The 25914-nt window shown below is 75.6% G+C and carries 27 protein-coding genes and 1 pseudogene; 23 read left to right on the top strand and 5 right to left on the bottom strand.

The annotated features are described in order from the left end of the window. Positions 1-103: 103 nt before the first annotated feature. The 18 genes from HUT16_RS31450 to HUT16_RS31535 all read left to right on the top strand — a co-directional run bounded on the left by HUT16_RS31450 (position 104) and on the right by HUT16_RS31535 (position 16197). Positions 104-1387, top strand: a complete 1284-nt coding sequence (locus tag HUT16_RS31450) for an FKBP-type peptidyl-prolyl cis-trans isomerase (RefSeq protein ID WP_176191412.1) — start codon at positions 104-106, stop codon at positions 1385-1387. A 65-nt stretch (positions 1388-1452) separates the two neighbouring features. Further along, positions 1453-1824, top strand: coding sequence for an FKBP-type peptidyl-prolyl cis-trans isomerase (locus tag HUT16_RS31455; protein WP_030913967.1), 372 nt, complete (start codon positions 1453-1455; stop codon positions 1822-1824). Positions 1825-1942: 118 nt separating this feature from the next. Further along, positions 1943-2917 (top strand): YafY family protein, encoded by a 975-nt coding sequence (locus HUT16_RS31460; RefSeq protein ID WP_176191413.1) that lies wholly within the window; start codon positions 1943-1945, stop codon positions 2915-2917. A 26-nt stretch (positions 2918-2943) separates the two neighbouring features. Next, positions 2944-3879 carry a YafY family protein gene (locus HUT16_RS31465; protein ID WP_176192964.1) on the top strand — a complete coding sequence of 312 codons (936 nt, stop codon included), beginning with the start codon at positions 2944-2946 and terminating at the stop codon, positions 3877-3879. Beyond that, positions 3876-4106 carry a zinc ribbon domain-containing protein gene (locus HUT16_RS31470; protein ID WP_176191414.1) on the top strand — a complete coding sequence of 77 codons (231 nt, stop codon included), beginning with the start codon at positions 3876-3878 and terminating at the stop codon, positions 4104-4106. The genes HUT16_RS31465 and HUT16_RS31470 overlap by 4 nt, the downstream gene beginning before the upstream one ends. 13 nt (positions 4107-4119) lie before the next feature. Continuing rightward, a complete protein-coding gene (locus HUT16_RS31475; RefSeq protein WP_176191415.1) occupies positions 4120-4275 on the top strand; it encodes a hypothetical protein in 156 nt (51 codons plus the stop codon). A gap of 148 nt (positions 4276-4423) precedes the next feature. Continuing rightward, positions 4424-4687: a twin-arginine translocase TatA/TatE family subunit gene (locus HUT16_RS31480; RefSeq protein ID WP_176191416.1), complete on the top strand. Its 264-nt coding sequence runs from the start codon at positions 4424-4426 to the stop codon at positions 4685-4687. 76 nt (positions 4688-4763) lie between these two features. Then, on the top strand, positions 4764-5702 hold the full coding sequence (gene tatC / locus HUT16_RS31485) for a twin-arginine translocase subunit TatC (RefSeq protein WP_254898075.1): 939 nt from the start codon (positions 4764-4766) through the stop codon (positions 5700-5702). Between the two features lie 175 nt (positions 5703-5877). Beyond that, positions 5878-7041 (top strand): FAD-binding oxidoreductase, encoded by a 1164-nt coding sequence (locus HUT16_RS31490; RefSeq protein WP_176191417.1) that lies wholly within the window; start codon positions 5878-5880, stop codon positions 7039-7041. 313 nt (positions 7042-7354) lie between these two features. Further along, the gene (locus HUT16_RS31495) at positions 7355-7663 is read left to right on the top strand and encodes a (2Fe-2S)-binding protein (RefSeq protein ID WP_176191418.1); all 309 of its coding nucleotides are present in this window, start codon (positions 7355-7357) and stop codon (positions 7661-7663) included. Next, entirely contained in the window at positions 7644-9062 is a 1419-nt protein-coding gene (locus tag HUT16_RS31500) for an NAD(P)/FAD-dependent oxidoreductase (RefSeq protein ID WP_176191419.1), read from the top strand. The genes HUT16_RS31495 and HUT16_RS31500 overlap by 20 nt, the downstream gene beginning before the upstream one ends. Positions 9063-9113: 51 nt before the next feature. Continuing rightward, complete coding sequence (locus HUT16_RS31505) at positions 9114-10052, top strand: dihydrodipicolinate synthase family protein (RefSeq protein ID WP_176191420.1); 939 nt, start codon at positions 9114-9116, stop codon at positions 10050-10052. Positions 10053-10149: 97 nt separating this feature from the next. Then, the gene (locus HUT16_RS31510) at positions 10150-11157 is read left to right on the top strand and encodes a proline racemase family protein (protein WP_176191421.1); all 1008 of its coding nucleotides are present in this window, start codon (positions 10150-10152) and stop codon (positions 11155-11157) included. 56 nt (positions 11158-11213) lie between these two features. Beyond that, positions 11214-12593, top strand: coding sequence for an aldehyde dehydrogenase (locus HUT16_RS31515; protein ID WP_176191422.1), 1380 nt, complete (start codon positions 11214-11216; stop codon positions 12591-12593). Next, a complete protein-coding gene (locus HUT16_RS31520) occupies positions 12593-13603 on the top strand; it encodes a proline racemase family protein (protein ID WP_176191423.1) in 1011 nt (336 codons plus the stop codon). The genes HUT16_RS31515 and HUT16_RS31520 overlap by 1 nt, the downstream gene beginning before the upstream one ends. A gap of 7 nt (positions 13604-13610) precedes the next feature. Next, positions 13611-14552 carry an ornithine cyclodeaminase family protein gene (locus tag HUT16_RS31525; RefSeq protein ID WP_176191424.1) on the top strand — a complete coding sequence of 314 codons (942 nt, stop codon included), beginning with the start codon at positions 13611-13613 and terminating at the stop codon, positions 14550-14552. Positions 14553-14594: 42 nt separating this feature from the next. Continuing rightward, positions 14595-15314, top strand: a complete 720-nt coding sequence (locus HUT16_RS31530) for a GntR family transcriptional regulator (RefSeq protein WP_176191425.1) — start codon at positions 14595-14597, stop codon at positions 15312-15314. A gap of 118 nt (positions 15315-15432) precedes the next feature. Beyond that, on the top strand, positions 15433-16197 hold the full coding sequence (locus tag HUT16_RS31535; RefSeq protein ID WP_176191426.1) for a hypothetical protein: 765 nt from the start codon (positions 15433-15435) through the stop codon (positions 16195-16197). On the opposite strand, the gene HUT16_RS31540 is transcribed toward HUT16_RS31535, so the two are convergent. Continuing rightward, positions 16194-16859, bottom strand: a complete 666-nt coding sequence (locus HUT16_RS31540) for an ABC transporter ATP-binding protein (RefSeq protein WP_176192966.1) — start codon at positions 16857-16859, stop codon at positions 16194-16196. The genes HUT16_RS31535 and HUT16_RS31540 overlap by 4 nt on opposite strands. Positions 16860-16942: 83 nt before the next feature. Continuing rightward, the gene (locus HUT16_RS31545) at positions 16943-17995 is read right to left on the bottom strand and encodes an FtsX-like permease family protein (RefSeq protein ID WP_176191427.1); all 1053 of its coding nucleotides are present in this window, start codon (positions 17993-17995) and stop codon (positions 16943-16945) included. Between the two features lie 175 nt (positions 17996-18170). On the opposite strand from HUT16_RS31545, the gene HUT16_RS39450 reads away from it, so the two are divergent. From HUT16_RS39450 to HUT16_RS31560, 3 genes are all read left to right on the top strand, one after another. Next, positions 18171-19496 (top strand): sensor histidine kinase, encoded by a 1326-nt coding sequence (locus tag HUT16_RS39450; RefSeq protein ID WP_176191428.1) that lies wholly within the window; start codon positions 18171-18173, stop codon positions 19494-19496. Continuing rightward, a complete protein-coding gene (locus tag HUT16_RS31555) occupies positions 19493-20137 on the top strand; it encodes a response regulator transcription factor (RefSeq protein ID WP_176191429.1) in 645 nt (214 codons plus the stop codon). The genes HUT16_RS39450 and HUT16_RS31555 overlap by 4 nt, the downstream gene beginning before the upstream one ends. A gap of 123 nt (positions 20138-20260) precedes the next feature. Then, positions 20261-21196 carry an AraC family transcriptional regulator gene (locus HUT16_RS31560; RefSeq protein WP_176191430.1) on the top strand — a complete coding sequence of 312 codons (936 nt, stop codon included), beginning with the start codon at positions 20261-20263 and terminating at the stop codon, positions 21194-21196. Here the strand turns inward: HUT16_RS31560 and HUT16_RS31565 are convergent. After that, a complete protein-coding gene (locus HUT16_RS31565) occupies positions 21193-21642 on the bottom strand; it encodes a hypothetical protein (RefSeq protein ID WP_176191431.1) in 450 nt (149 codons plus the stop codon). The genes HUT16_RS31560 and HUT16_RS31565 overlap by 4 nt on opposite strands. An 89-nt stretch (positions 21643-21731) precedes the next feature. On the opposite strand from HUT16_RS31565, the gene HUT16_RS31570 reads away from it, so the two are divergent. Beyond that, the gene (locus HUT16_RS31570; RefSeq protein WP_176191432.1) at positions 21732-22418 is read left to right on the top strand and encodes a TetR/AcrR family transcriptional regulator; all 687 of its coding nucleotides are present in this window, start codon (positions 21732-21734) and stop codon (positions 22416-22418) included. Between the two features lie 172 nt (positions 22419-22590). Here HUT16_RS31570 and HUT16_RS31575 read toward each other — a convergent pair whose 3' ends face one another. Next, positions 22591-23064 carry a carboxymuconolactone decarboxylase family protein gene (locus HUT16_RS31575; RefSeq protein WP_176191433.1) on the bottom strand — a complete coding sequence of 158 codons (474 nt, stop codon included), beginning with the start codon at positions 23062-23064 and terminating at the stop codon, positions 22591-22593. Between the two features lie 357 nt (positions 23065-23421). On the opposite strand from HUT16_RS31575, the pseudogene HUT16_RS31580 reads away from it, so the two are divergent. Beyond that, a pseudogene (locus HUT16_RS31580) lies at positions 23422-24398 on the top strand (nitronate monooxygenase). A 4-nt stretch (positions 24399-24402) separates the two neighbouring features. Here the strand turns inward: HUT16_RS31580 and HUT16_RS31585 are convergent. Next, positions 24403-25848: an aminopeptidase P family protein gene (locus HUT16_RS31585; RefSeq protein ID WP_176191434.1), complete on the bottom strand. Its 1446-nt coding sequence runs from the start codon at positions 25846-25848 to the stop codon at positions 24403-24405. Between the last annotated feature and the right edge of the window lie 66 nt (positions 25849-25914).

The following is a 25914-nucleotide window of genomic DNA, read 5'->3' on the forward strand; positions in this document are numbered from 1 at the left end:
ACAGCGGGGCGCGGACCGGGCTGAACGGCTCTCATGCCGACCTGACATACTGCTGCCCCGCACCAGTGGTACACGCGTCGTCGGGCGAGTCGAATGGGGAGTCATGTCTGAGAAAGCGTCGAGCCCGGGCGAGGCCGACAACACCGGGAACAAGCCTCCCGTGGACCGCGAGTCGATCGTCGTCCCCGCGGAGATGCTGACCCAGGCCGGCTGGGCGCCGCCCACCAACCCGGTCAACCCGGACGCCAAGACCGAGCAGGCCCCGCAGGTCTTCGCCTCCAACCAGCGCAAGGTGCCGCTCTCCGAGGCCGGGTACAACGAGGACCCGGGCGGCGTGGGCCGGCTCGGCGTGATCCTGGGCTCGGTCCTCGCGGTCCTGCTGATCGCCTCCGGCGTGACGATGTACTACGTCAACAAGGACGGCGGCACCAAGCCCGCGGCCAAGTCGGACTCGGCGACGGCCAGCCCCAGCGCGGCCCCCTCCGACGCGCCGAGCCAGGCGCCGGTGCCGCCGATCAAGGACAGCGCCAAGGTGCTGCCCTCGGTCTCCGGCGACTTCGGCACCAAGGCCGCCATCACCCTGCCCAAGGAGGCCCCCGAGGGGACGTTCGTGGTCAAGGAGCTGTCCGCGGGCAGCGGCGCGAAGGTGGAGAAGGGCAACTGGGTCTCCGTCGACTACACGGCGATGGACTGGCAGACCGGCAAGGAGATCCCCGGCTCGTACGGCGAGGAGAACGGCAAGCCGCAGCTGTACCAGGCCGGCGGCGGGTCGCTGATCCCCGCGCTGGACAACGCCGTCGAGGGCCACAAGGCCGGCAGCCGCCTGCTGGTGGTCGCCCCGCCCGCCGCCGCGTTCGGCGCGCAGGGCAGCAGCGACCTGGGCATCGGGGCCGGCGACAGCCTGGTGTTCGTGCTGGACATCCGGCAGGCCACCGCCCCGGGCGCCGTCCTCTCCGGTGACGTGACCCCGCCGCCGGCGGACTTCCCGCAGGTCAAGGACAACGGCACCAAGGCCGCCGAGATCACCCCGGTCAAGGGCGCCGCCGACCCGACCGAGCTGAAGAGCCACGTGCTGATCCAGGGCAAGGGCCGCAAGATCGAGCAGGGCGAGAAGGTGCTGGTCCAGTACACCGGCGTGCTGTACAAGGACGGCAAGAAGTTCGACTCCTCGCTCGACCGCGGACAGGCGTTCACCTTCACCACCGGCGCCGGCCAGGTCATCGAGGGCTGGGACAAGGGCATCACCGGCCAGAACATCGGCAGCCGGGTCGAGCTGGTCGTCCCCGCCTCGCTGGGCTACAAGGACCAGGCCAGCGACAGCATCCCGGCCAACTCCACGCTGGTGTTCGTGGTGGACATCCTGGACGCGGGCGTCGGCGGCAGCTGACCCCCCACCGGCCCCGGTGCGCCTAGGATGAGTCCCGTTCACGCAACCGAACGAGAAGAGCAATCGTGAGCCTGACCAAGCCGGAGATCGACTTCCCGGGCGGCGACGCCCCGACCGAGCTCCAGATCCGCGACATCGTGGTCGGCGACGGCGCCGAGGCCAAGGCCGGCGCGGTCGTCGAGGTCCACTACGTCGGTGTCACCTTCGCCTCCGGCGAGGAGTTCGACGCCTCCTGGAACCGCGGCCAGACCTTCCGCTTCCCGCTGGGCGGCGGCCGGGTCATCAAGGGCTGGGACCAGGGCGTCGAGGGCATGCGGGTCGGCGGCCGCCGCGAGCTGGTCATCCCGCCGCACCTGGCCTACGGCAACCAGTCGCCGAGCCCGCTCATCCCGGCCGGCTCCACCCTGATCTTCGTGGTGGACCTGCTGGGCGTCTGACCTCGGACGTACCACCGACACCCCCGGTTCCGCCAGGAGCCGGGGGTTCGGCTTTCTCTGGACGCGTCCGTACCGGTACGGTCAGGCGGGTCACCCCCGATCGGAGGAAGGGTCAGCGATGGCGATCGCCAAGGCAGAGCGGCTGATGAACCTAGCCCTGTGCCTGATGAACACCCGGCGTCCGCTCTCCAAGAAAGAGCTGCGCGAGTCCGTCGAGGCGTACCGGGAGGCCTGGCAACAGGGCTCCGAGGACGCCTTCAACCGGATGTTCGAGCGCGACAAGGACGACCTGCGGGAACTCGGACTGATCATCGACGTGGACGAGAACGCGCTCGACGGCGAGATCGGCTACCTCGCCCGCCGCGACCGCAACCGCCTCCCGGAGATCGCCCTGGACGCCGAGGAGGCCGCCGCCCTGGCGCTGGCCGCCCGGGTCTGGCAGCAGGCCAAGATGTCCGGCGCCGCCAGCGGCGCGCTGCAGAAGCTGCGCGCCGCCGGCGTCCCGTTCGTCGAGGACCGCGAGCACGGTGCGCTGGAGCCGCGGATCCCCGGCCGGGAGGCCGCGTTCGAGCCGCTGCTCACCGCCGCCCGCGACCGGCGCCCGGTCACCTTCGACTACCGCAAGGCCGGCGCCGCCACCGCCGAGCCGCGCTCGGTCGAGCCCTGGGCGCTGGAGTGCTGGCGCGGCCACTGGTACCTGGCCGGCTACGACCGCGACCGCGGCTCGGCCCGGGTGTTCCGGCTCTCCCGGATCACCGGCAAGGTCCGCTCGCGGGCCGGCGCGTTCACCGGCGAGGTGCCCGAGCACGTGGACGTCCGGGCCGTGGTGGCCCGGTTCGCCGGCGAGGGCGCGACGGCCGTGGCGACGGTGCGGGTGCGCTCCGGCGCCGCCTACCCGCTGCGCCAGCGCGCGCTGGGGACCCGGGCGGTGGACGCCGACTGGGACGAGCTGGACATCCCGCACGGCAACGGCCTGGGCGCCGACCTGGCCGAGTACGGCCCCGACGTCATCGTGATCGGCCCCGAGGACCTGCGGGCCGACGTCATCGACCGGCTGCGCGCCGTCGCCGGTCTCGCGGAGGTTGCCCAGTGAGTAACGCGATCGACCAGACGCGCCGGATGCTGTCGCTGGTCACCTACCTGCGCGAGCGGCCCGGGGCCGAGGTGGCCGAGGTGGCGCGGGCGTTCGGGATCACCGAGCGGGAGCTGATCGGCGACCTGAACGTGCTGCCGATGTGCGGCACCTCCTTCCGCGGCGGCGACCTGCTCGACATCGACACCGACGGCGAGCGGATCTGGTGGCACAACGTGGACGACGTCGCCCAGCCGCTGCGGCTGGCCGCCGACGAGGCCACCGCGCTGCTGGTCGCCGCCCGCGCCGTCGCCGGGCTGCCCGGGCTGCGCGAGCGCGACCGGCAGGCGCTCACCCGGGCCGTCGCCAAGATCGAGGACGCGGCCGGCGAGAACGCCGCGTCCGCCGCCCGGATCGGCGTCACCTTCGAGGCCGAGGGCACCGTCTTCGCCGACATCGACCGCGCCCTCAGCGAGGGCCGGCTGATCTGGCTGCGCTACTGGTCGCACGGTCGCGGCGAGCTGACCGAGCGCGAGGTCGACCCGATCCGGCTGGTCACCGAGGGCCACACCTACCTGGAGGGCTGGTGCCGCACCTCCGAGGACCGGCGCACCTTCCGGCTCGACCGGATCGCCGAGATCAAGGTGCTGGACGAGCCCGCCAACCCGCCCCGCCTCCAGCCCCGGGACCTGTCCGCCGGGCTGGTCGCCCCCACCGCGGACGACCCGCAGGTGGTGGTCGAGGTCGGCCCCGGCGGCCGCTGGGTCGCCGAGTACTACACCCACGACAGCGCCGAGGAACTCCCCGACGGCGGGCTGCGGATCACCCTCCGCTCCGCCGAGCCGGCCGGCCTGCGCACCCTCGCGCTGCGCCTGGGCCGCGACGGCCGGATCACCGCCCCCGCCCAGCTCGCCGAACAGGCCCGCACCGCCGCGCTGGCCGCGCTGGAGCACTACCGGGACGGACGGGTCCGAACCACGTGACCGACGGCACCAGATTCAAGGTGTACTGCTCGCAGTGCCGGGAGAAGGTCGAGCTCCCGGCCGGCGAGTTCCGGCTGGCCCTCGGCGCCAGCAAGGAGCGCACCTTCTACAGCTTCACCTGCCCGGCCTGCGGAGCGGTCGTCCGCAAGATCGCCGGGGAGAAGATCGTCGCCGCGCTCACCGAGGCCGGCGTGCACACCATGCGGCTGCTGCCGGTGGACGGATAGGGGAGGCCCGCACGTGAACTGGACCCTGGTCGGGGCCGTCCTGCTGTCCACCGCGGGCCTGCTGGTGCTCGGCGTCCTCGCGCTGCGGCTGTGGCTGGACGCCCGGGCGCTGGCCCGCGAGGTGGACGGCGCGGTCGGCGCGCTGCAGCGGGCGGGCGGGACGGACTGACCCGACCCCCCTCGTCGGAGGGGGTGGACGGCAGGGTGACCGGTATCCGATCGTTGGATACCGGGTTCCCGCAGCGCCACCCCGAGCGGCTACCATCGCCCGCAGAGGGGGAGCCCTGCCTCCCGGACAAGGAAGGCGGTGCCCGGAGATGAGACTCCTGTCGCCCGGCTCGCTGCTGCTGGTCACGGTGTTCGCGGTGCTGCTGTTCGGCGGCAAGCGGCTGCCGGACGCGGCGCGGGCGCTCGGCCGGTCGCTGCGGATCCTCAAGAGCGAGGGCAAGGCGCTGCGCCGGGAGTTCGACTCCGGCCGCGAGGCCGCCGGGCCCGTCGCCCCGGCCGAGCGGAGCGCCGCCGAGCCGGACCGGGTGGTCAAGTCCGCCCCCGGCGCGTCCCGCACCGACCGGGCCGCCTGAGCGCCCACCGCCTGAACCCGCAGGTCGGGCTCCCGCACCACTCCGACTACGACGAGCGCACGATTCGAGGACCGGGTTGAGCAAGACGACCAAAGCGGCCAAGGACCCTGAGGGGCGGATGGCGCTCGCCGACCATCTCCGCGAACTGCGCAACCGGGTGGTCAAGGCGCTGCTGGCGATCATCGTCTTCACGATCGTCGCGATGTTCTACCACAAGCGGCTGCTCGACTTCCTGATCGCGCCGCTGCCCGCCTGCGGTCCGGACGGCAAGCCGACCGGCGGCATGGACCACTGCGCCGAGATCTCCAACATCGGCCTGACCACGCCGTTCACGGTCATGCTGAAGGTCAGCCTCACGGCCGGCGTGGTGGCCGCCACCCCGGTGTGGCTGTACCAGCTGTGGAAGTTCGTCGCCCCCGGCCTGCACCGGCACGAGCGGCGCTACTCGGTCACCTTCCTGGCCGTCGGCACCCCGCTGTTCCTGGCCGGCGCGGTGCTCGCGTACGTGGTCATGCCGGTCACCGCGCAGATGCTGATCAGCTTCATCGCGGACGGCGTCACCTCGATCGTGCCGGTCGAGGACTACCTCGACCTGATCACCCGCATGGTGCTGGTGTTCGGCGCGGGCTTCGAGCTGCCGCTGTTCCTGGTGATGCTCAACCTGGTCGGGGTGCTCACCGGCAAGCGGCTGCTCGGCTGGTGGCGCGCGATGGTCATGGGCATCACGGTGTTCGCGGCCTTCGCCACCCCGTCCGCCGACCCGCTGTCGATGCTGGCGCTGGCCGCGCCGATCTGGGCGCTGTACTTCCTGGCGGTCGGCATCTCGCTGATGAACGACAGGCGCAAGGCGGCCCGCAACCCCGACGCCGGGCTGAGCGACGAGGAGGCCTCCGAGGTCGACCTGACGGTCGAGTCGGTGGAGGGCGCCGAGTCGGTCGGCGGGGTCGAGCGGGTGGAGGCCTCGGCGCCGATCCCGGCCTCGCGCCGCGACCAGATCGACGACGACATCACCTGATGAAGCGCCGATCGGCTGATCGGCCGAGCCGTCGGACGGCCCCGGACTACTGCGGTCCGGGGCCGTCCGGCGTTTCCGGGGGCGTTTCCGGGTGCGTTTCGGGGGGCGGGGTCCGTGCTGGTGGGGAGGGCTCGGGGTCTTGCCCGGGGTTCTGGCCATGTGACATATTACTGAGGTGCTCAAGCGAACCCCCTACGACGTCGTGGTGGTCGGCGCCGGCGTCGTCGGCGCCGCCTGCGCCCACTACGCGGCCCGGGCCGGCCTGAAGGTCGCCGTGGTGGACCGCGGCCCGGTGGCCGGCGGGACCACCGGCGCCGGCGAAGGCAACCTGCTGGTCTCCGACAAGGGGCCCGGGCCGGAACTCGACCTCGCGCTGCTCTCCGCCCGGCTGTGGCGCGAGCTCGCCGAAGAACTCGGCGAACGCGTCGAGTACGAGCCCAAGGGCGGCCTGGTGGTCGCCTCCGCGCCCGCCGGGCTCGACCTGCTGCACGGCTTCGCCGCCGAGCAGCGCGCCGCCGGCGTGCAGGCCGTCCCGGTCGCCGCCGACGAGCTGCGCACCCTCGAACCGCACCTCGCCGAGGACCTGCCCGGCGGCTGCCTGTACCCGCAGGACGCCCAGGTGCAGCCCGCGCTGGCCGCCGCCCACCTGCTGCGCGCCTCCGGCGCCGACCGGTACCTCGGCGAGGCCGTCACCGGCCTGCTGCGCGGCCCCGGCGGCACCGTCACCGGGGTGCGCACCGCCCGCCGCGACCTCGCCGCCGGTGCGGTCGTCAACGCGGCGGGGACGTGGGGCGGGGAGCTCGCGGAACTGGCGGGCGTACGGCTGCCGGTGCTGCCCCGGCGCGGCTTCGTGCTGGTCACCGAACCGCTGCCGCGGATCGTCCGGCACAAGGTCTACGCCGCCGACTACGTCGCCGACGTGGCCTCCGGCGCGGCCGACCTGCAGTCCTCCGCCGTGGTCGAGGGCACCCCCGCCGGGCCGGTGCTGATCGGCGCCAGCCGGGAGCGGGTGGGCTTCGACCGCACGCTCGACCCCGCGGTGCTGCACCGGCTCGCCGCCCAGGCGGCCGCGCTCTTCCCGGTGCTGCGCACCGTCCAGGTCCAGCGCTCCTACCGGGGCTTCCGGCCCTACCTGCCCGACCACCTGCCCGCGATCGGGCGCGACGCCCGGGTGCCCGGCCTCTACCACGCCTGCGGGCACGAGGGCGCGGGCATCGGCCTCGCCCCCGCCACCGGGCTGCTGATCAGCCGCCAGCTCACCGGGGCCGATCCGGCCTTCGACCTGGCGCCGTTCCGGCCCGAGCGGTTCGCGGACGCGGACGCGGAGGGGGAGTCGTGAGCCCGGACCGGCGGGAGCGCGGCGGCGCGGCGCGGGCCCCGGGCGGCGCGGCTCGGGACGGCGGGCGGGGAGCGAGGGCCGCCGGGCGGGGCGCGGCGCGCCGAGCGCGGGAGGACCGGTTCGCGCTGCTCGGCGGGGCCCTCCTGCCCGGCGGGCGGAGCCTGCGCGGGCCGGTGCCGCGACCGGCGCGCGGTGCGCGGGTCGCGGCGGGGCCGACCGGCCGGGGCGGGGGCGGGCGGGACGGGCTCCCGGTCGGGGCGTCGGGCGGGGAGTCGGCCGGACGGTACGCAATGCGTGAAGGCGAGGAGTAGCGATGGACCCGCTCGACCTGGTGGGGGCCGAACCCGGCCCCGCCCGCACCATCCTGTTCGACGGCCGCCCGGTGCCCGCGCTGCCCGGCCGGACGCTGGCCGCCGCGCTGTGGGCCGACGGCGTGCTCGCCTGGCGCACCACCCGGGGCGGGGGCCGTCCGCGCGGCGCGTTCTGCGGGATCGGCCAGTGCTTCGACTGCCTGGCCACCGTCAACGGCCGCCCCAACCAGCGCCTGTGCCTGCTGCCCGCCGAGCACGGCGACACCGTCACCACCCAGGAGGGCCACGGCCGTGCCGACCTCGACGTCTGAACCGGGCGACGGCTCCGGAGCGGTGTACGACCTCGCGGTGGTCGGCGCCGGCCCCGCCGGACTGGCCGCGGCCGACGCCGCCGCCGGGTTCGGCCTGCGGGTCGCGCTGGTGGACGCCGGCAGCCGGCTCGGCGGCCAGTACTACCGGCACCCCGGGCCCGAACTGGGCGCGGCCCGCCCCGGGAAGCTGCACCACGGCTGGGCGGTCTTCGCCCGGCTGTGCGAACGGCTGGCGGCCTCGCCGCTGGTCGACCACCTGGCCGGCCACCACGTGTGGGCGGTCGAGGCGGGCGTCCCCGGCGAGCAGGGGCGCCCCTGGCGCCTGCACGCCACCCGCGGTCCCGGGGCGGCGGACCGGGCCGCCGTCCCGGCCCGCGCCGTCCTGCTGGCCACCGGCGCCCACGAGCGGCACCTGCCCTTCCCCGGCTGGACGCTGCCCGGCGTGGTGACCGCGGGTGGTGCACAGGCGATGCTCAAGTCCTCGCTGGTGCTGCCCGGCCGCCGGGTCGTGGTGTCCGGCAGCGGCCCGCTGCTGCTGGCCGCCGCCTCCTCGCTGGTCTCGGCCGGGGCGAAGGTCCCCGCGATCGTGGAGGCCACCTCCTACCTCGGCTACGCGCGGGGCCTGCCGGTGCTGGCCGGCAACCCGGCGAAGCTGGCCGAGGGCGCCTCGCACGGCGCCAGGCTGCTGCGGCACGGCGTGCGGCTGCGCCGCGGCAGCGCCGTGGTCGAGGCGCACGGCACCGACCGGGTCACCGCCGTGACGGTGGCCCGGCTGGACGCCCGGTGGAAGCCGGTGCCCGGCAGCGGGCGGCGGATCGCCTGCGACGCGCTGGCGATCGGGCACGGTCTCGTCCCGCAGATCGAACTGGCCGCCGAGCTGGGCGCCGAGACGGTCACCGGGCCGGACGGCGCGGTCGCCCTGAAGGTCGACGCCGAGCAGCGCACCAGCGTGCCCGGGCTGTGGGCGGCGGGGGAGACCTGCGGCGTCGGCGGCGCGGACCTGGCGCTGGCCGAGGGCGTGCTGGCCGCCCACGCGGTGGCCGGGCGCCCGGCGCCCGCCCGGGAGACGGCCGTCCGGCGGCGGCGGCGCGCGTTCGCCGCGCTGATGGCCGCCGCGCACGTGCCCGGGCCGGACTGGACCGGCTGGGTCACCGACGACACCGACGTCTGCCGGTGCGAGGAAGTCCCGGCGGGGGAGATCCGGGCGGCCGTCGAGGAGCTCGGCGCCGGTGACGCCCGGACGGTCAAGCTGCTCACCCGGGCCGGGATGGGCTGGTGCCAGGGCCGGATGTGCGGGCCCGCGGTGGCCCGCCTGTCCGGCGGGGGCGCCGGGCGGCCGGACAGCCGCCCGCTGTCCTGCCCGGTGCCGCTGGCGCAGCTGGCCGAGCCCCGGGACTAGCGCCCCGCCGGGTGGCGGGCCCCTTGTGGACCCCGCTCGCCCACTTATAAAATGTCACACATCATATCAAGGGAGACCCCCGTGACCCGCACCCCCCACGACCCCGCCCGTCCCTGGCGCGGCATCATGGTCGCCACCACCCTGCCCTTCCGTGACGACCTCACGGTGGACTACGACGCCTACGCCGAGCACGTCCGCTGGCTGATCGACAACGGCTGCGACGGCGTCGTCCCCAACGGCTCGCTCGGCGAGTACCAGACCCTCACCCCGGAGGAGCGCGCCAAGGTCGTCACCACCGCCGTCGAGGCGGCCGGCGACGGCGCCCGGGTGATGCCCGGCGTGGCCGCCTACGGCAGCGCGGAGTCCCTCCGCTGGACCGAGCAGGCCGCCGAGGCCGGTGCCGGGTCGGTGCTGCTGCTCCCGCCGAACGCCTACCGCGCCGACCACGCCGCGGTGCGCGCCCACTACGCCGAGGTCGCCCGGGTCGGTGTGCCGGTCGTCGCGTACAACAACCCGATCGACACCAAGGTCGACCTCGTCCCCCCGCTGCTCGCCCAACTGCACGCCGAGGGCTCGATCGTCGCGGTCAAGGAGTTCTCCGGGGACGTCCGCCGGGCCTACGAGATCGGCGAGCTGGCCCCCGGGCTCGACCTGCTGATCGGCGCCGACGACGTGCTGCTGGAGCTGGCCCTCGCGGGGGCCGTCGGCTGGATCGCCGGTTACCCGAACGCGCTGCCCGCCGCCGGCGCCGAGCTGTACCACGCCGCCGTCTCCGGCGACCTGGCCACCGCCGTCCCGCTCTACAAGTCGCTGCACCCGCTGCTGCGCTGGGACTCCAAGACCGAGTTCGTGCAGTCCATCAAGCTCTCCATGGACCTCGCCGGCCGCCGGGGCGGCCCGACCCGGGCCCCGCGCCTGCCGCTCGTCCCGGAGACCGAGGCCGCGGTGCGCGCCGCGACCGGGAAGGCGCTGGCCGAGGGCCACCGCTGACCACCCGGTGAGAGCGGTCCGGACCGGCCCGGGGGGAGCCGGTCCGGACCTCCGCCCCTTCCCGACCCGCCGTCAGTTGACTGGAGAGAGCACCGCGATGCGGACCCGTCACGTCTTCCACGCCGTCGACTCGCACACCGAGGGCATGCCCACCCGGGTGATCACCGGCGGCTTCGGCACGATCCCCGGCGCCACCATGGCCGAGCGGCGCACCCACTTCCAGCGGCACCTCGACGGGTTCCGCACGCTGCTGATGTACGAACCGCGCGGCCACTCCGCGATGAGCGGCGCGATCCTGCAGCCGCCCACCCGGCCGGACGCCGACTTCGGGGTGCTGTACATCGAGGTCTCCGGGCTGCTGCCGATGTGCGGCCACGGCACGATCGGCGTCGCCACCGTGCTGGTGGAGACCGGCATGGTGCCGGTGGTCGAGCCGGTCACCACCGTCCGGCTGGACACCCCCGCCGGGCTGGTGGTCGCCGAGGTGCGGGTGACGGACGGCGCCGCCGTCGGCGTCACCATCCGGAACGTGCCCTCGTACTCCGCCGCGCTGGACCGGAAGCTGGCGGTGCCCGGCCGCGGGACGGTCACCTACGACCTCGCGTACGGCGGCAACTACTACGCCATCCTGCCGCTGGAGCAGCTCGGGCTGCCGTTCGAGCGCGGGCGCAAGGACGACATCCTGGCCGCCGGGCTGGCCGTGATGGAGGCGATCAACGCCTCCGAGCAGCACCGACCGGTGCACCCCGAGGACCCGTCCATCCACGGCTGCCACCACGTCCAGCTGCTCGCGCCCGGCTCCGACGCGGTGCACTCGCGGCACGCGATGGCCATCCACCCCGGCTGGTTCGACCGCTCGCCCTGCGGGACGGGCACCTCCGCGCGGATGGCGCAGCTGCACGCGCGCGGCGAACTGGCGATCGGCGCGGACTTCCGCAACGACTCCTTCATCGGGACGACCTTCACCGGCCGCCTGGTCGAGGAGACCACGGTGGCCGGCCTGCCCGCCGTCGTGCCGACCGTCACCGGCCGGGCCTGGGTGACCGGCACTGCCCAGTACTTCCTCGACCCGACCGACCCGTTCCCGGCCGGTTTCCTGCTGTAGCGCCCGCCCGTCGTCCGGCGCCGCGTCAACTCCCCTCCTGCGAAAGGCAATCGAGCATGACCACCATCGACTCGTACAACCCCGCCGACCCCGACGACCTGGTGGTCTCGGTGCCGTCGACGGACGCCGCCGGCGTCACCGCGGCGCTCGCGGGCGCGCGCGGGGCGCAGCGCGACTGGTGGGCGCTGGGGGCGGCCGGGCGGTCGCTGGCGCTGACCCGGGCCGCCGCGGCGATCGAGGCGGCCGCCGACGAGCTGGTCGAGCTGGTGGTCCGCGAGGTCGGCAAGCCGGTCGCCGAGGCCCGCGGAGAGGTCGCCCGCACCGTGGCGATCTGGCGCTACTACGCGCAGGCCCCGTTCGCCCCGGCCGGCGAGGTGCACGAGCCGGCCGCCGGCCCGGGCCTGCTGCTCACCCGCCGCCGCCCGTACGGGGTGGCCGGGCTGATCACGCCGTGGAACTTCCCGCTGGCGATCCCGGCCTGGAAGGCCGCGCCCGCGCTGGCCGTCGGCAACGCCGTGGTGCTCAAGCCGTCCTCCGAGGCGGTGGCCTGCGCGCTGCGGCTGGCCGAGCTGGCCGGCCTGCCCGAGGGCGTGCTCACGGTGGTGCCGGGCGGTGCCGGGGCGGGGACGGCACTGATCGGCGGCGCCGACGTCGTCTCCTTCACCGGCTCCACCCCGGTGGGCCGCTCGGTGATCGCGGCGGCGACCGGGCGCGGCATCCCGGTGCAGGCCGAGATGGGCGGCCTGAACGCCGCCCTCGTCCTCCCGGACGCCGACATCGCGCAGGCCGCCGCCCACCTGGCGAACGCCATCGCGGGCTACGCGGGCCAGAAGTGCACCGCCACCAGCCGGGTGATCGCCGTCGGCGACGCGTACGAGCCGCTCGCCGAGGCGCTGGCCGGGGCGCTCGCCCGGACCCCCGCCGCCGACCCGTCCGCGCCGGGCACCTGCTGCGGGCCGGTGATCAACCGGCAGGCGCTGGAGCGGCTGACCGACGCCGTCGACACCGCCCGCGCGGGCGGCGCCACCGTGCTGGCCGGCGGCGCGCGGGCCGAGCGGGCCGGCTGGTTCCTGGAACCGACCCTGGTCGAGGGCGTCCCCGCCGGGCACCCGCTGCTGGCGGAGGAGTTCTTCGGCCCGCTCGCCGTGCTGGTGCCCGCCGCCGACCTGGACGAGGCGATCGCGCTGGCCAACGACACCCGGCACAGCCTGTCCACCTCCGTGCACTCGCGCAGCCTGGACACCGCGCTGGCCGCCGCCGACCGCCTGGACGCGGGCATGATCCGGATCAACGCGCCCTCCAGCGGCGTCGACTTCCACCTGCCGTTCGGCGGCGCCAAGGGCGCCTCGTACGGCTCCCGCGAGCAGGGCCGGGCCGCGCTCGACTTCTACACCGCCTCCCGCACCGTCAGCGTGCTGCCCGCCGGGGAGCACTGATGATCCACGTCTCCACCACCGACTACCACGCGGCCGGCGAGCCGTTCCGGATCGTCATCGCCGGCCTGCCGCCGATCCCCGGCGACACCGTCGCCGAACGCCGCTCGATCGCCATCGGCGCGGGCGGCAGCGCCACCGCGCCGCGCCCCGGCGCGCTGGACGACGTGCGCCGCCTGCTGACCCGCGAACCGCGCGGCCACGCCGGCATGTACGGCGGCTTCGTGGTGCCCCCGGACGACGGCGAGGCCCACTTCGGCGTCCTGTTCTGGCACAAGGACGGCTACTCCACCGCGTGCGGCCACGGCACCATGGCGCTCGGCGCCTGGGCCGTCGACACCGGCCTGGTCGCCGCCCCCGACGACGGCACCGCGCTGGTGCGCATCGACGTCCCCTCCGGCCGGGTCAGCGCCACCGTGCACCGCAGCGGCGGCCGCACCACCGCCGTCACCTTCCGCAACGTGCCGACCCGGGTGCTGGCCCGCAAGGTCGAACTGGCCACCCCGCTCGGGGCGGTCCAGGTCGACCTGGCGCACTCCGGGGCGGTGTACGCCTCGCTGCCCGCCGCCGCCCTCGGCCTGTCCGTCGTCCCCGACCGGCTCGCCGAACTCACCGCCGCCGGGCGGGAGATCCGCGCCGCGCTGGAGGGCCACGAGGCGCTCGTCGGGCACCGCGACGGCGTCTACGGCGTCATCCTGTACGACGAACTGCCCGACACGCCGTCCGGTCCGCACCAGCGCAACGTCACCGTCTTCGCCGACGGCCAGATCGACCGCTCCCCGTGCGGCTCCGGCACCTCCGCCCGGCTCGCCCTGCTCGCCGACGAGGGCGCCCTGAACGGCGAGCGGGTGCTGCGCCACGACTCGATCATCGGCACCGCCTTCACCGGCCGGGTCCGCGGGCACCGCGACGGCGGCGCGGTCACCGAGGTCACCGGCACCGCCCACCGCACCGGCGAGCACCGCTTCCTCCTCGACCCCGAGGACACCCTGGGCGCGGGGTTCCTGCTGTGAGCGTCCTGTGAGCGTCGAAGGGCTGGAACTGACGCTCGGCCTCCCCGCCGCCGTGGCCGCCCTGGAGCGGACCCTGCTGGACGGGCTGGACGTGGAGACCTGCCCGGCGCGCGCCAACGTGCCCGTCCCGGCGGGGGAGTTGCTGCTGATGCCCGCCGCCACCGACCGGTACGCGGGCGTCAAGATCGCCGGGGTGGCACCCGCCAACCCGGCGGCCGGACTGCCCCGGATCACCGGCTCCTACCTGCTGCTCGACGGCCCCACCCTGCGGCCGCTCGCGCTGCTGGACGGGGCGGCGCTCACCGCGCTGCGCACCCCCGCCGTCACCGCGCTCGCCCTGCGGGCGCTGGCCGCCCCGGACGCCCGGCACCTGGTGGTGTTCGGCGCCGGGCCGCAGGCGCTCGGCCACGTCGACGCGCTGCGGGTCGTGCTGCCCGGGCTGGAGCGGGTCACCGTGGTGGCCCGCCGCCCGGGGCCCGCCGCGCGACTGGCCGCGCACGCCGCCTCGTCGGGCCTGGACGCGGCCGTCGGCGCACCGGAGGCGGTCGCCGGCGCGGACGTCGTGGTGTGCTGCACCACCGCCCGCACCCCGCTGTTCGACGGCGCCCTGGTGCCCGACCGGGCGGCGGTCGCGGCGGTCGGCTCGCACGAGCCGCGGGCCCGCGAGGTGGACGCCCGGCTGGTGGACCGCGCCGACCTGTTCGTGGAGGCCCGCGAGGTCGCGCTGCGCGAGGCCGGGGACCTGCTGATGGCCGGGGCGGGGGCCGAACGGCTCGCCAATCTGGCGGAACTGGTCACCGGGAGGGCCGTGGTCCGCCATGATCGGCCCAGGTTCTTCAAGAGCGTGGGCATGGCGTGGCAGGATCTGGCGGTGGCGGCGGCGCAGTACGCGGCGCGCGGACACGGACCGCGACCACCGCACGCAGGGCATCCACTCTCCGCAACGTGACATTGTACAATGGGGTTCTGTTTGAACCTCCGGAGGAACACCATGGCCGACCTCAAGCCCCGCAACCTCATCTCCGTCCAGGAGCGGCTGCGCGACCAGGTCGCCCACGCCCTGCGTGCGGCACTCATCTCCGGCGAACTGCGCCCCGGCGTCGTCTACTCCGCCCCGACGCTGGCCGCCGACTTCGGGGTCTCCGCGACCCCCGTCCGCGAGGCCATGCTCGACCTGGCCCGCGAGGGACTGGTCGAGGCCGTCCGCAACAAGGGCTTCCGGGTCACCGAGCTCTCCGACCGGGACCTCGACGAGTTCACCGAGATCCGCGCGCTCATCGAGATCCCCACCGTCGGCCGGGTCGCCCGGACCGCCACCGCCGAACAGCTGGAGGCGCTGCGCCCGCAGGCCCGGGCGATCGTCTCGGCCGCCCGCAAGCACGACCTGATCGGCTACCTGGAGGCCGACCGGCAGTTCCACCTCGACCTGCTCGCGCTGGCCGGCAACGCCCGGCTGGTCGAGACGGTGGGCGACCTGCGCAAGCGCTCCCGGCTGTACGGCCTCAACCGGCTCGACCAGCAGGGCGAACTCGTCACCTCCGCCGAGGAGCACCTCGAACTGCTCGACGTCCTGCTGACCGGCGACGCCGAAGCCGCCCAGGAGTGCATGGCCCGCCACCTCGGCCACGTCCGCCACCTCTGGGCGGCCGGCGAGAAGGCCGCCGCGCAGCCCGCCGAGCCGGAGAGCGCGCTGCGGCTGTCGGGGCGCTGAGGGCCCGTCATCCCCGAGGGAAAAGGAAAAGTAAAGAGAGTGGGGGCGCCGGGTAAAGCGCGCTGACCTCCTGTCAGGCTCGCGCGGTCACCAGCCGTTCGAACAGGAACCACAGCCCATGCGCATCCACCGGCTCCCCGCGGCCGCCCTGCTGTCCACGCTCGCCCTGACGGCCTGCGGGCCCGAGGGACCCGGCGGGGCGGCCGCCTCCGCCGCCGCCGTCTCGCCGCTCGCGGGGAGCAGCCCGGCCGTTTCCGAACCCGTGGAGCTGCTGCGGAAGGCGCGGGCGGCCGGGGCCGTGCTCACCTCCGTCAAGGCCACCTACACCAACCACGGAAACGGGCAGGTCACCGGAAGCGTGTCGGCGGACCGGGACGGCAACTGCGTCGGCACGCTGGAGGTCGAGGGCTCGGGCAGCGCGCAGATCATCCGCAGCGGCACCACCGTGTGGATGAAACCGGACGCCCGGCTCAAGGCCGAGACCATGCTCAGCTCGGCCGACCGCGTCGGCGACAAGTGGCTGGCCTACTCCGCCCACGGCATCACCACCGCCTCGCAGCTCGCCGATTTCTGCGACCTCGGCCTGGAACTCCAGGAGCAGGCCGGCGTGCTGGAGGGCGGCGGCGAGGTGCACCCGATCGGCGCGGCGGTGCCCAAGACGGTCGACGGCGTCGAAGCCCTCACCTTCCACGTGAGGGACCTCACCTACGGCGAGCTGGAGATCGTCGTCACCCGCGCCGCCGAGCCCCACCTGCTCTCGCTCAGCGGCGACACCATCGCCGTGGCGTTCGGCGAGTTCGACGCGCCGGTGCAGGCCGCGCAGCCGCCCTCCGGCCAGCTCTTCAACGGCGGCAAGCTCCTCGACCGGGTCCCGACTCCCTAGCGCGCCCGGGACAGCCGGCCGTCGTGCATCGTCAGGACGCGGTCGGCCCGGCCCAGCAGGTCGCGGTCGTGGGTGACCATCACGGTCGCGGTGCGGTGGGTGCGGGTCACCTCGGCGAGCAACTCGACGACCTGGGCGCCGCGTTCGTGGTCCAGGGCCGAGGTCGGCTCGTCCACCAGCAGGACGGCCGGGCTGCCGAACAGGGCGCGGGCGATGTTCACCCGCTGGCGTTCGCCGCCCGAGAGCTGGTGCGGGCGGCGGCGCTGCTTGGCGCCCGCCAGGCCGACCGACTCCAGCAGCTCCTCGGCCCGGCGGCGGGAGCGGGCCGGGCGGCGGCCGCGCACCGACTCCAGGACGAGCAGCTGCTCGACGGCGGTCAGCGAGGCCAGCAGGTTCGACTGCTGGAAGACGATGCCCAGCCGCTCGCGGCGCAGCGCGGTGCGTTCGCGCTCGCCCAGCGCGCCCGCGTCCACCCCGTCGACCAGCACCTCGCCGCGGTCCGGGCGCAGCAGCGTCGCCGCGACCGCCAGCAGGCTGGACTTGCCGGAGCCGGACGGGCCCGCGACGGCCGTGAACTCGCCCGGCGCGACGGTGAGTTCGACCTCGTCCAGGGCGATCAGCCGGCTGTCGCCGTCCGGGTAGCCGAGGGTCACGGCGCGCAAGGCGAGGCCGCTGCCGGTGCGCGGGGCGGTGGTGGTGGCGGTGCTGGTGGTCACGGCGGGTCCTTCCGGGGTGGGGTGGGTGGTCATCGGTTGGCGCCCAGGGCGGCCAGCGGGTCGACGGCGGTGATCCGGCGCACCGCGAGGGCCGCGCCCAGCAGGCCCAGCAGCACCATCGCGGCCACCGGGACGGCCACCGTCGGGAAACCCACGTCGAACGGCACCGACGCCGCGGCGAACGCCCCGCCGGCCGAGCCCAGCGCCCCGCCCAGCAGCGCGCCCGCCAGCAGGACGGCCGCCGCCTGGGCCAGCGCGTCCCGCACCAGGTAGCCGCTGGAGGCGCCCACCGCCTTGAGCACCGCGATGTCCGGGCGGCGCTGCACCGTCCACACCGTGAAGAACGCGCCGACCACCAGGGCGCTCACCGCGAACAGGAAGCCCTGGATCAGCTGCAGGCTGCCCTGCTCCGCCGCGTACCCGTTGATGCCCGCCAGCGCGTCGTCCAGCGACACCGCCCGCAGGTCGCCGGGCAGGCCGGACGGGAGGCCGCGCACCGCCAACGCCGTCGGCTGCTGCTGGCCGGAGACCCGCTGCCAGGTCGCCGGGGTGGTCCACACGCTCGGGGCGTGCGAGAACGAACGCTCCGCGACGACCGCCGAGACCGTCAGCTCCTGCGCGCCGAGCGTCACCCGGCTGCCCGGGGCGAGGTGGTGCGCGGCGGCCGTGTCGACGCCCACCGCGAGCTCGCCGTCCGCCGGAGCCGCACCCCGGGCCAGCGGCGGCAGCAGCGCCGCGTCCGTGCCCAGCACGCTCACCGAGGCCGCGCCGCCGTCCGCGGTCAGCCGCGCCATCGCCACCCCCAGCGGGTGCACCTCGCCCGCGCCCGCCGCGGCCACCGCCGCCCGCCGGCCCGGCGACACCGTGCTGGCGGCGAACGACACCTCGGCCTCCGCACCCGCCGGGGCGCCGAACACCACGCCGTCCACCGGGAGCCGGGCGATCGTCGAGGACGCCGCCGCGGCCAGGCCGCCGGTCAGGCCGTACAGGAACACCACCAGGGTCGTGATCAAGGTGACCACCGCGCCCATCAGGGCGAACCGCCCACGGGCGAAACGGATGTCACGCAGAGCGACGAACACGGGAGACCTTTCGGAGGGGGAGGCGGACGGTCCCCAGCCTGGCCCGCCGACGCCCCGCCGCCATCGGGGAGACGGACGGAACCCGCACCCGTCGAGGGGTGCACCCGGAAATCCACCGAACGGTTGATGCCGCGCCGCGCCCGGCCGCCACCCGGGCCCCGTACCCTCGGAAGGCGTGCCCCGTACCGAACCCCACGCCTCCCCGGCCGGCCCGACGCCCGCGCTGCGGCTGGCCAACCTCGCCGTGCACGGCCTGTTCCTCACCCTGCTCGCCGTGCTGCTGGCCCGCGCCGCCGCCGACGGGGCACTCGGACCGGCCGGCTGGGCCACCGCCGGGGCACTCGCCGCCGGGTACGCGGCCGGCGGCGCCCTACGGCGGATCCGCGGGTCGCGCGCACTCGGCGCCGCCTGGCTGCTCGCCGTCACCGCGCTGTGGATCGGACTCACCCTCCAGCACCCCGAGTTCAGCTACCTCGCCTTCCCGCTGTACTTCGTCTGCCTGCACGTCCTGCCGCTGCGCCTCGCGCTGCCCGCCGTCCTCGCCCTCACCGCCGCCGTCCTCGCCGCCCAGACCACCACCCCCGGCGGCCTCACCACCGCCAAGGTCCTCGGCCCGCTCGCCGGACTCGCCGTCGCCCTGCTCACCGCGTACGGCTACGCCGCCCTCTACCGGGAGAGCCGCGCCCGGCAACGGCTCATCGACGACCTCGTCCGCACCCGCGACGAACTCGCCGCCACCCAGCGCGAAGCCGGCCGCCTCGCCGAACGCCAGCGCCTGGCCCGGGAGATCCACGACACCCTCGCCCAGGGCCTGGCCGGCATCGTGCTGCTCGCCCGCGAGGCCGGCACCGCCCCCGACGCCGCGCCACTGCTGGAGGAGATCGAGCACACCGCCTCCGCCAACCTCGTCGAGGCCCGCCGCTTCGTCCACGCCCTCATCCCGCCCGCGCTCGACGGCACCACCCTCGCCGACGCCCTGCGCCGCCTCGCCGACGGCGCCGGCGCCGCCTTCCACCGCGACGGCGAGCCCTACCCCCTGCCCGTCGAAGCCGAGGTCGCCCTGCTGCGCCTCACCCAGGAAGCGCTCGCCAACGCGGTCCGGCACGCCGACGCCCCGCACGTCGCCGTCACCCTCGCCTACCTCGACGACGCCGTCACGCTCGACGTCTACGACGACGGCACCGGCTTCGACCCGGCCGGCGCACCCGCCCCCGACTCCTTCGGGCTGCACGGCATGCACGAACGCATCGCCGCCCTCGGCGGCACCCTCACCGTCGAGTCCGCCCCCGGCGAGGGCACCGCCGTCGCCGCGACGCTGCCGCTGCGCGCGATCGACCAGCCCGCGGAGGGGGCGGGGCCTGCGGAGGCGGCGGCGGGGAGGCCGCCCGGTGCCGGTGCCGGTGCCGGTCCCGGTCCCGCGTTGCGGTCGGCCGGGCGGTTCGCGTTCGCCGGGGGCGGCGGGGTGGCCGGAGTTGCCGGAGCCCCGGGGGTGCGGCGGTGATCCGCGTGCTGGTGGTGGACGACCACCCCGTGGTCCGGCGCGGCCTGCGCGCGATGGTCGAGGACCTGCCCGAGGTCACCGCCGTCGGCGAGGCCGCGGACGGCGCCGCCGCGCTCGACCTGCTCGCCGCGCTGCCCGCCGGACAGCGCCCCGACGTCGTCCTGATGGACCTCCAGATGGGTGCCGGCATGCACGGCGTCGAAGCCACCCGCCGGATCACCGCCCTCCCCGACCCGCCCGCCGTCCTGATCCTCACCACCTACTCCACCGACGCCGACATCCTCGCCGCCGTCGAGGCCGGCGCGACCGGCTACCTGCTCAAGGACGCCCCGCCCGAGGACCTCGCCGCCGCCGTCCACGCCACCGCCCGCGGCGAGACCGTCCTCGCCCCGCCCGTCGCCGCCCGCCTCCTCGGCCGCGTCCGGGCCGGCCGCCCCTCGCTCTCCCCGCGCGAGGCGGAGATCCTGCAACTCCTCGCCGAGGGCCTGCCGAACCGCCAGATCTCCCGGAGGCTCTTCATCAGCGAGGCGACGGTGAAGACCCACCTGGTGCACGTCTACGACAAACTCGGTGTCGATTCCCGCACCTCGGCCGTCGCGGCCGGCCTGGCGGCCGGGCTGATCCGGGCCGCGGAGCGCTGAGCGGGCATCCGCCGAGTGCGGCCGCGGGTGGGCGGGGGGCCTGATCGGAGCGGGCAGGGAATGTCGGGTGCGGCCGGGGCGGTCCTTCCTAGGGTGGTGGCAAGGAAGAGGAAGGGAGCCGGGGTGCTGGAGCGGTTGAACCAGGCGATGGAGCACGTCGAGGAGCACCTCGACCGGCGGTTGGACGTGGCCGAGCTGGCCCGGATCACCGCGACGTCGGAGTACCACTTCCGGCGGCTGTTCTCGTCGTTGGCGGGGATGCCGCTGTCGGAGTACGTCCGGCGCCGGCGGCTGACCGTCGCCGCGGCCGAGGTGCTGGCCGGGGAGCCGTCGCTGCTGGACGTCGCGGTGCGCTACGGGTACGCCTCGGGCGAGGCCTTCGCCCGGGCGTTCCGCGCCCTGCACGGGGTCGGGCCCGGGGAGGCGCGGCGCAACGGCGCGGTGCTGAACGCGCAGCCCCGGCTGTCCTTCCGTCTCGTCGTCGAAGGGAGTGCCACCATGCGGTACCGCATCGTGGAGAAGGAAGCGTTCCGGGTGGTGGGCCGGAAGGCCCGGGTCCCGTTGATCCACGAGGGGGTCAACCCGCACATCGTCGAGCACGTGCGGAGCGTCCCGCCGGAGACCGTGCGGCGGATGGCCGCGCTCTCCGACCAGGAGCCGGAGGGCGTGGTGTCGGCGACGGTGCGGCTCCCGGAGGAGGGGCCGGACGGGCTGGACGGCTTCGCGGAGGGCAGCCTGCTCGACTACTACCACGCGGTGGTGAGCGGAGCCGCCGAACCGCCCGCCGACCTCGACGTGCTGGAGTGCCCGGCGGGCAGCTGGGCGGTGTTCGAGAACACCGGCCCGTTCCCGCAGGCCCTCCAGCAGATGTGGGCCGAGGTGGCGGCCCGGTGGATCCCGTCCAACCCGTACGAGTACCGGCCGGGCCCGGAGATCCTGCGCGTCCGGCCCGTGCCGGACGACCCCGGGCAGTCGTCCGCGCAGCTGTGGATCCCGGTGGCCCGGACCCCGGCGCAGGGAGGCGGGGCGGGGGCCCGGGGCGGGAGGGGGCAGTACTAGAGGGACCACCAGCAGTACAGGCGGTGGCCGGTGGTGCGGGCGCGTCGGGCGAGGGCGGCGAGGTGGTGCAGGGCGTCCGCCGCGGTGGCGGCGTCGGTGCCGGACTGCCGGAGTTCCTCCGCCGCGGACCACCTCTCGGCGAGGTGCGGGAGGGCGTCGGACGGGAGGGCGGCGAGGGCTTCGGCCAAGGTGTCCGTCAGGGCGACGACGAAGGCCGAGTCGCAGGCGTCCGGGTCGGCGAGGGACCGGCCGGAGCGGGGGCGGGCCCGGGCCTCCCGGTAGGTGCAGCCGGTCAGGACGGCCTCCAGTCGGGCGATCACGACCACCGGGTCGATCCCCTTGAGCGCCACGGTGTCGAAGCCCGCCGGGCCCGGGCCCCCGAAGGTGTCGAGGAGGGCGACGGCGGCGGGGTCGTCGGGGGCGGAGAAGTAGTCGCACAGGGGCATGGCGGGGAGTCTGGCACCCGGCGCCGACAGCCCGCCGGGAGAAGGGGAAGGGGGGTGCCGCGGCGTCCGGGTGTGGAAGGATTCGGGGCATGGTCACCCGGCATCCCCGTCCGCCCGCGCGGGTCGGACGGCCCCGTGCGCTGGGGCCGTCGGAGAGCGAACTGACGCCCCGCGAAGAGGTGTTGGCCGCGGCGGCGGAGCTGTTCACGGAGAACGGGTACGCCGCCACCACCACCCGCGCGGTGGCGGAGCGGGCCGGACTGCGGCAGGCGTCGATGTACCACTACTTCGCGCGCAAGGAGGACATCCTCGCCACCCTGCTGGAGTCCACCGTCGAACCCTCGCTGCTGCTGGCCACCGCGCTGCTCGCCCGGCCCGCGGTCGACCCGGCCGCCCGGCTGTGGACGCTGGCCGCCGCCGACGCGGCCCTGCTGCACCGGGGCCTGTACAACCTCGGCGCGCTCTACCAGCTGCCCGAGGTGCGCGGCGAACGCTTCGCCGAGTTCCGGCGCTCCCGGGCCGAACTGCGGTCCGCCTACGGTGAGTTGCTGCACCTGATCGCTCCGGGCGAGCCCGGTCGCGAGCTGCGCTGCGACCTGCTGCTCGGCCTGGTCGAGGGCGGTGTCGCGGTGGTCAGGGGCCGGGAGGGGGACGGTGCGCCCGGCACCGAGGAGGTCGGTGCGGCCGTCGCCGACGCGGCCCTGCGGCTGGCCGGCTGCGACCGGGCCGCCCGGGAGGCGGCGGTGCGGGCCGCCCGGGGGCTGGCTCCGGCCTGAAGCCGGTCCGGAGCAGGTCCGGAGCAGGTCCGGAGTCGGTCCGAAGCCGGTACGGAGCAGGTCCGGAGCCGGTCCGAAGCCGGTACGGAGCAGGTCCGGGGCCGGTTCGGGGCGGACGCCCCGGCCCCGGTGGGGCCGGGCCCGGGCGTCCGACGGCCCGGTGGGGGAGCGGTCAGGAGAACTGGCCCGGGACGTAGTCGCCGGCGGGCTGCTGGATGGTCACGTTGATCCGGTTGTACGCGTTGATCAGCGCGATCAGGCTGACCAGCGCGGCCAGTTGCTCCTCGTCGTAGTGCTTGGCGGCCTCCGCCCAGACCGCGTCGCCGACCCCGCCCGCGGCGTCCGCGATCCGGGTGGCCTCCTCGGTGAGCTCCAGGGCGGCCCGCTCGGCCTCGGTGAAGACGTTGGCCTCGCGCCAGGCGGCGACCAGGTTCAGCCGGGTCTGGGTCTCCCCGGCGTGCGCGGCGTCCTTGGTGTGCATGTCGGTGCAGAAGCCGCAGCCGTTGATCTGGCTGGCGCGGATCTTCACCAGCTCCTGGGTCGGCATCGGCAGCGCGGACAGCCCCAGGGCGTGGCCGGCCGAGTTGATGTACTTCAGGAACTTCGCGCCGAGCGGGTTGCCGAAGTAGTTGAGACGTGCGTCCACGGTGGTGGCTCCTCGGTGTGTGTTTCGCGCTTCTGCAAGGTTGACCCCGCGGCCACCACGGGTGTGACAGGCCCCGGATGTGACGCCCGTCACGCTACCGGCGGGGCGACGTTCCACCGCTCAGGCAGGTCCGCATCGCAGAAGACGCACACGAAGAACCCTTCCCGCACCACGGACACCTCCCCGCACCCGACGCAGCGCCGGATGCGTGAAACCGCCCGGACACCCCGCCCCGCCGCCGAGCGGACCGGCGTTCCCGGGGGACGGGACGTAGGGTGGACGCGCGGGGGAGCGGGCGGGTTGCGGTGGAGGCGCGGGATGGACTTCGACCGGGCGGTGCCGTTGATCGCCGCACCGATGGCGGGCGGGGCGAGCACCCCCGCGCTGGTCGCCGCGGTCAACGGGGCGGGCGGCCTCGGCTTCCTCGCGGCGGGCTACCGCGACGCCGACGGGATGCGCCGGCAGATCGCCCGGGCGAGGGAGGCGACCGACCGGCCGATCGGGGTCAACCTGTTCGTCCCGGGCCCGCCCGCCGGGCCCGGGGCGGTCGCCGCCTACCGGGAGCGGCTGCTGCCCGAGGCGCTGGGCCGGGGCGTCGAGCTGCCCGCCGCGATCCCGCCGGACCGGGACGACTGGGACGCCAAGCTCGACGCCCTGCTGCGCGAACCCGTCGACTGGCTCTCGTACACCTTCGGCCTGCCCGGGGCCGCGGAGGCCGCCGCCGTCCGCGCCGCGGGCATCCGGCAACTCGGCACCGTCACCAGCCCCGAGGAGGCCCGCGCCGCGACCGCGCTCGGGCTCGACGCCCTGGTCGTCCAGGGCCCCGAAGCGGGCGGGCACCGGGCCACCCACCGGGCGGAGGACCGGCCGGGCACCCTGCCGCTGCTGCAACTCCTCGCCGCCGTACGGGAGGTGACCCCGCTCCCGCTGGTCGCCGCGGGCGGGCTGGGCAGCGGGCGGCCATCGCCGCCGCGCTCGCCGCGGGCGCGGTCGCCGTCCAGCTCGGCACCGCGTACCTGCGCACCGAGGAGTCCGGGGCCTCGGCCGCGCACCGCCGCGCCCTGGTCGAACTGGACGCCACCACCGTCACCCGGGCCTTCACCGGCCGCCCGGCCCGCGCCCTGCGCAACGCCTTCACCGACCGCCACGAGGGCCGGGCCCCGGCGGCGTACCCGGAGGTGCACCACCTGACCCGGCCGCTCAGGGCGGCCGCGAGCCGCGCGGAGGACCTGACGGCGATGCACCTCTGGGCGGGCACCGCGCATCGCGAGGCCCGCGAGGGCCCTGCGGCGGACGTCACCCGGGAGCTGTGGCGGGAGGCGCTGCGGGGGTAGCGGGTCAGCCCAGGAGGTCGCCCATCCAGGCCTCGACGGCGGCGGCCTCGCGCGGCAGGGCGCCGGACATCAGGCGGGCGCCGTCGGCGGTGATGACGAGGTCGTCCTCGATGCGCACGCCGATGCCGCGGAGCTCGGCGGGGAGGGTGAGGTCGTCGGGCTGGAGGTAGAGGCCGGGTTCGACGGTGAGGACCATGCCCTCCTCCAGCACGCCGTCCAGGTACGTCCCGGCGCGGGCCTTCGCGCAGTCGTGCACGTCCAGGCCGAGCATGTGGCCGCTGCCGCAGAGGGTGTAGCGGCGGTAGAGGCCGGAGTCGTCGCTCAGGGCCTCCTCGGCGGAGACCGGGAGCAGGCCCCACTCGGCCAGGCCCTCGGCGATGACCCGCATGCCGGCCCGGTGGAACTCGCGGAAGGAGGCGCCGGGGCGCAGGGTGGCGATGCCGGCGTTCTGGGCGGCCAGGACGAGTTCGTAGACGTCGCGCTGGGCGGGGGTGAAGGTGCCGGAGAGCGGCAGGGTGCGGGTGATGTCGGCGGTGTAGAGGGTGTCGGTCTCGACGCCGGCGTCCAGGAGCAGGAGTTCGGCGGGGTCGAGCGGGCCGTCGTTGCGGATCCAGTGCAGGACGCAGGCGTGCGCGCCGGAGGCGACGATGGTCTCGTAGCCGGTGCCGTTGCCCTCGGCGCGGGCGCGGGCGTTGAAGGCGCCCTCCAGCCAGCGTTCGCCGCGGTGGTGGCGCAGGGCGGCGGGCAGGGCGCGGACGACGTCCGCGAAGCCGGCGGCGGTGTGGTCGACGGAGAGCTGGAGCTGTTCGACCTCCCAGGCGTCCTTGACCAGCCGCAGTTCGGAGACGGCGGCGGCGAACCGGCCGTCGCCCGGGGCGTGTTCGGCGCGGGGGCGGCCGGCCAGCGCGTCCAGGACCGGGTCGACGCCGGCCAGCAGGCGGGTGGGGACGGAGCCGGTGAACAGCTTGGGCAGGTCGTCCAGGTGGGCGGTGCGCAGGCCGGTGAGCCGGGCGGCCTCGCCGAGGTCGGCGCGCCGGCCGACCCAGAACTCGCCGTAGCGGCGGTCCCGGTAGAACTCGGCGGAGCCGCCGGTCCGGTCGGAGCGGGGGCGCAGGTAGAGGACGGGTTCGCCGTCGGGCTCGACCACCAGGACGTGGCCGACCTGCTCCTCGCCGGTCAGGCCGGTGAGGTGGGCGTAGGCGCTGTGGGGGCGGAAGCGGTGGTCGCAGTCGTTGCTGCGGACCTTCAACTGCCCGGCGGGGACGAGCAGGCGCTCGCCGGGGAAGGCGGCGGCGAGCTTGGCCCGGCGGGCCGGGAAGTGGGCGTAGCCGGGGACGCGTGCGTCGGCGGGCAGCGGGGTGGCCGCCCACTGGCCGGCCATGTAGGCCTCCAGTGCGGGGGTGACCGGGAGGTCGTGGCTGCCGGTGTGCAGGGCGGGCTGGTCGGCCATCGCGGTGGACTCCTCTGACCTGGGTGAGCTGGGACGACCCGCTGGGCGGGAAAGGGGCGTGCACCA

The sequence above is a fragment of the Kitasatospora sp. NA04385 genome (assembly GCF_013364235.1).
Classification (GTDB): Bacteria; Actinomycetota; Actinomycetes; order Streptomycetales; family Streptomycetaceae; genus Kitasatospora.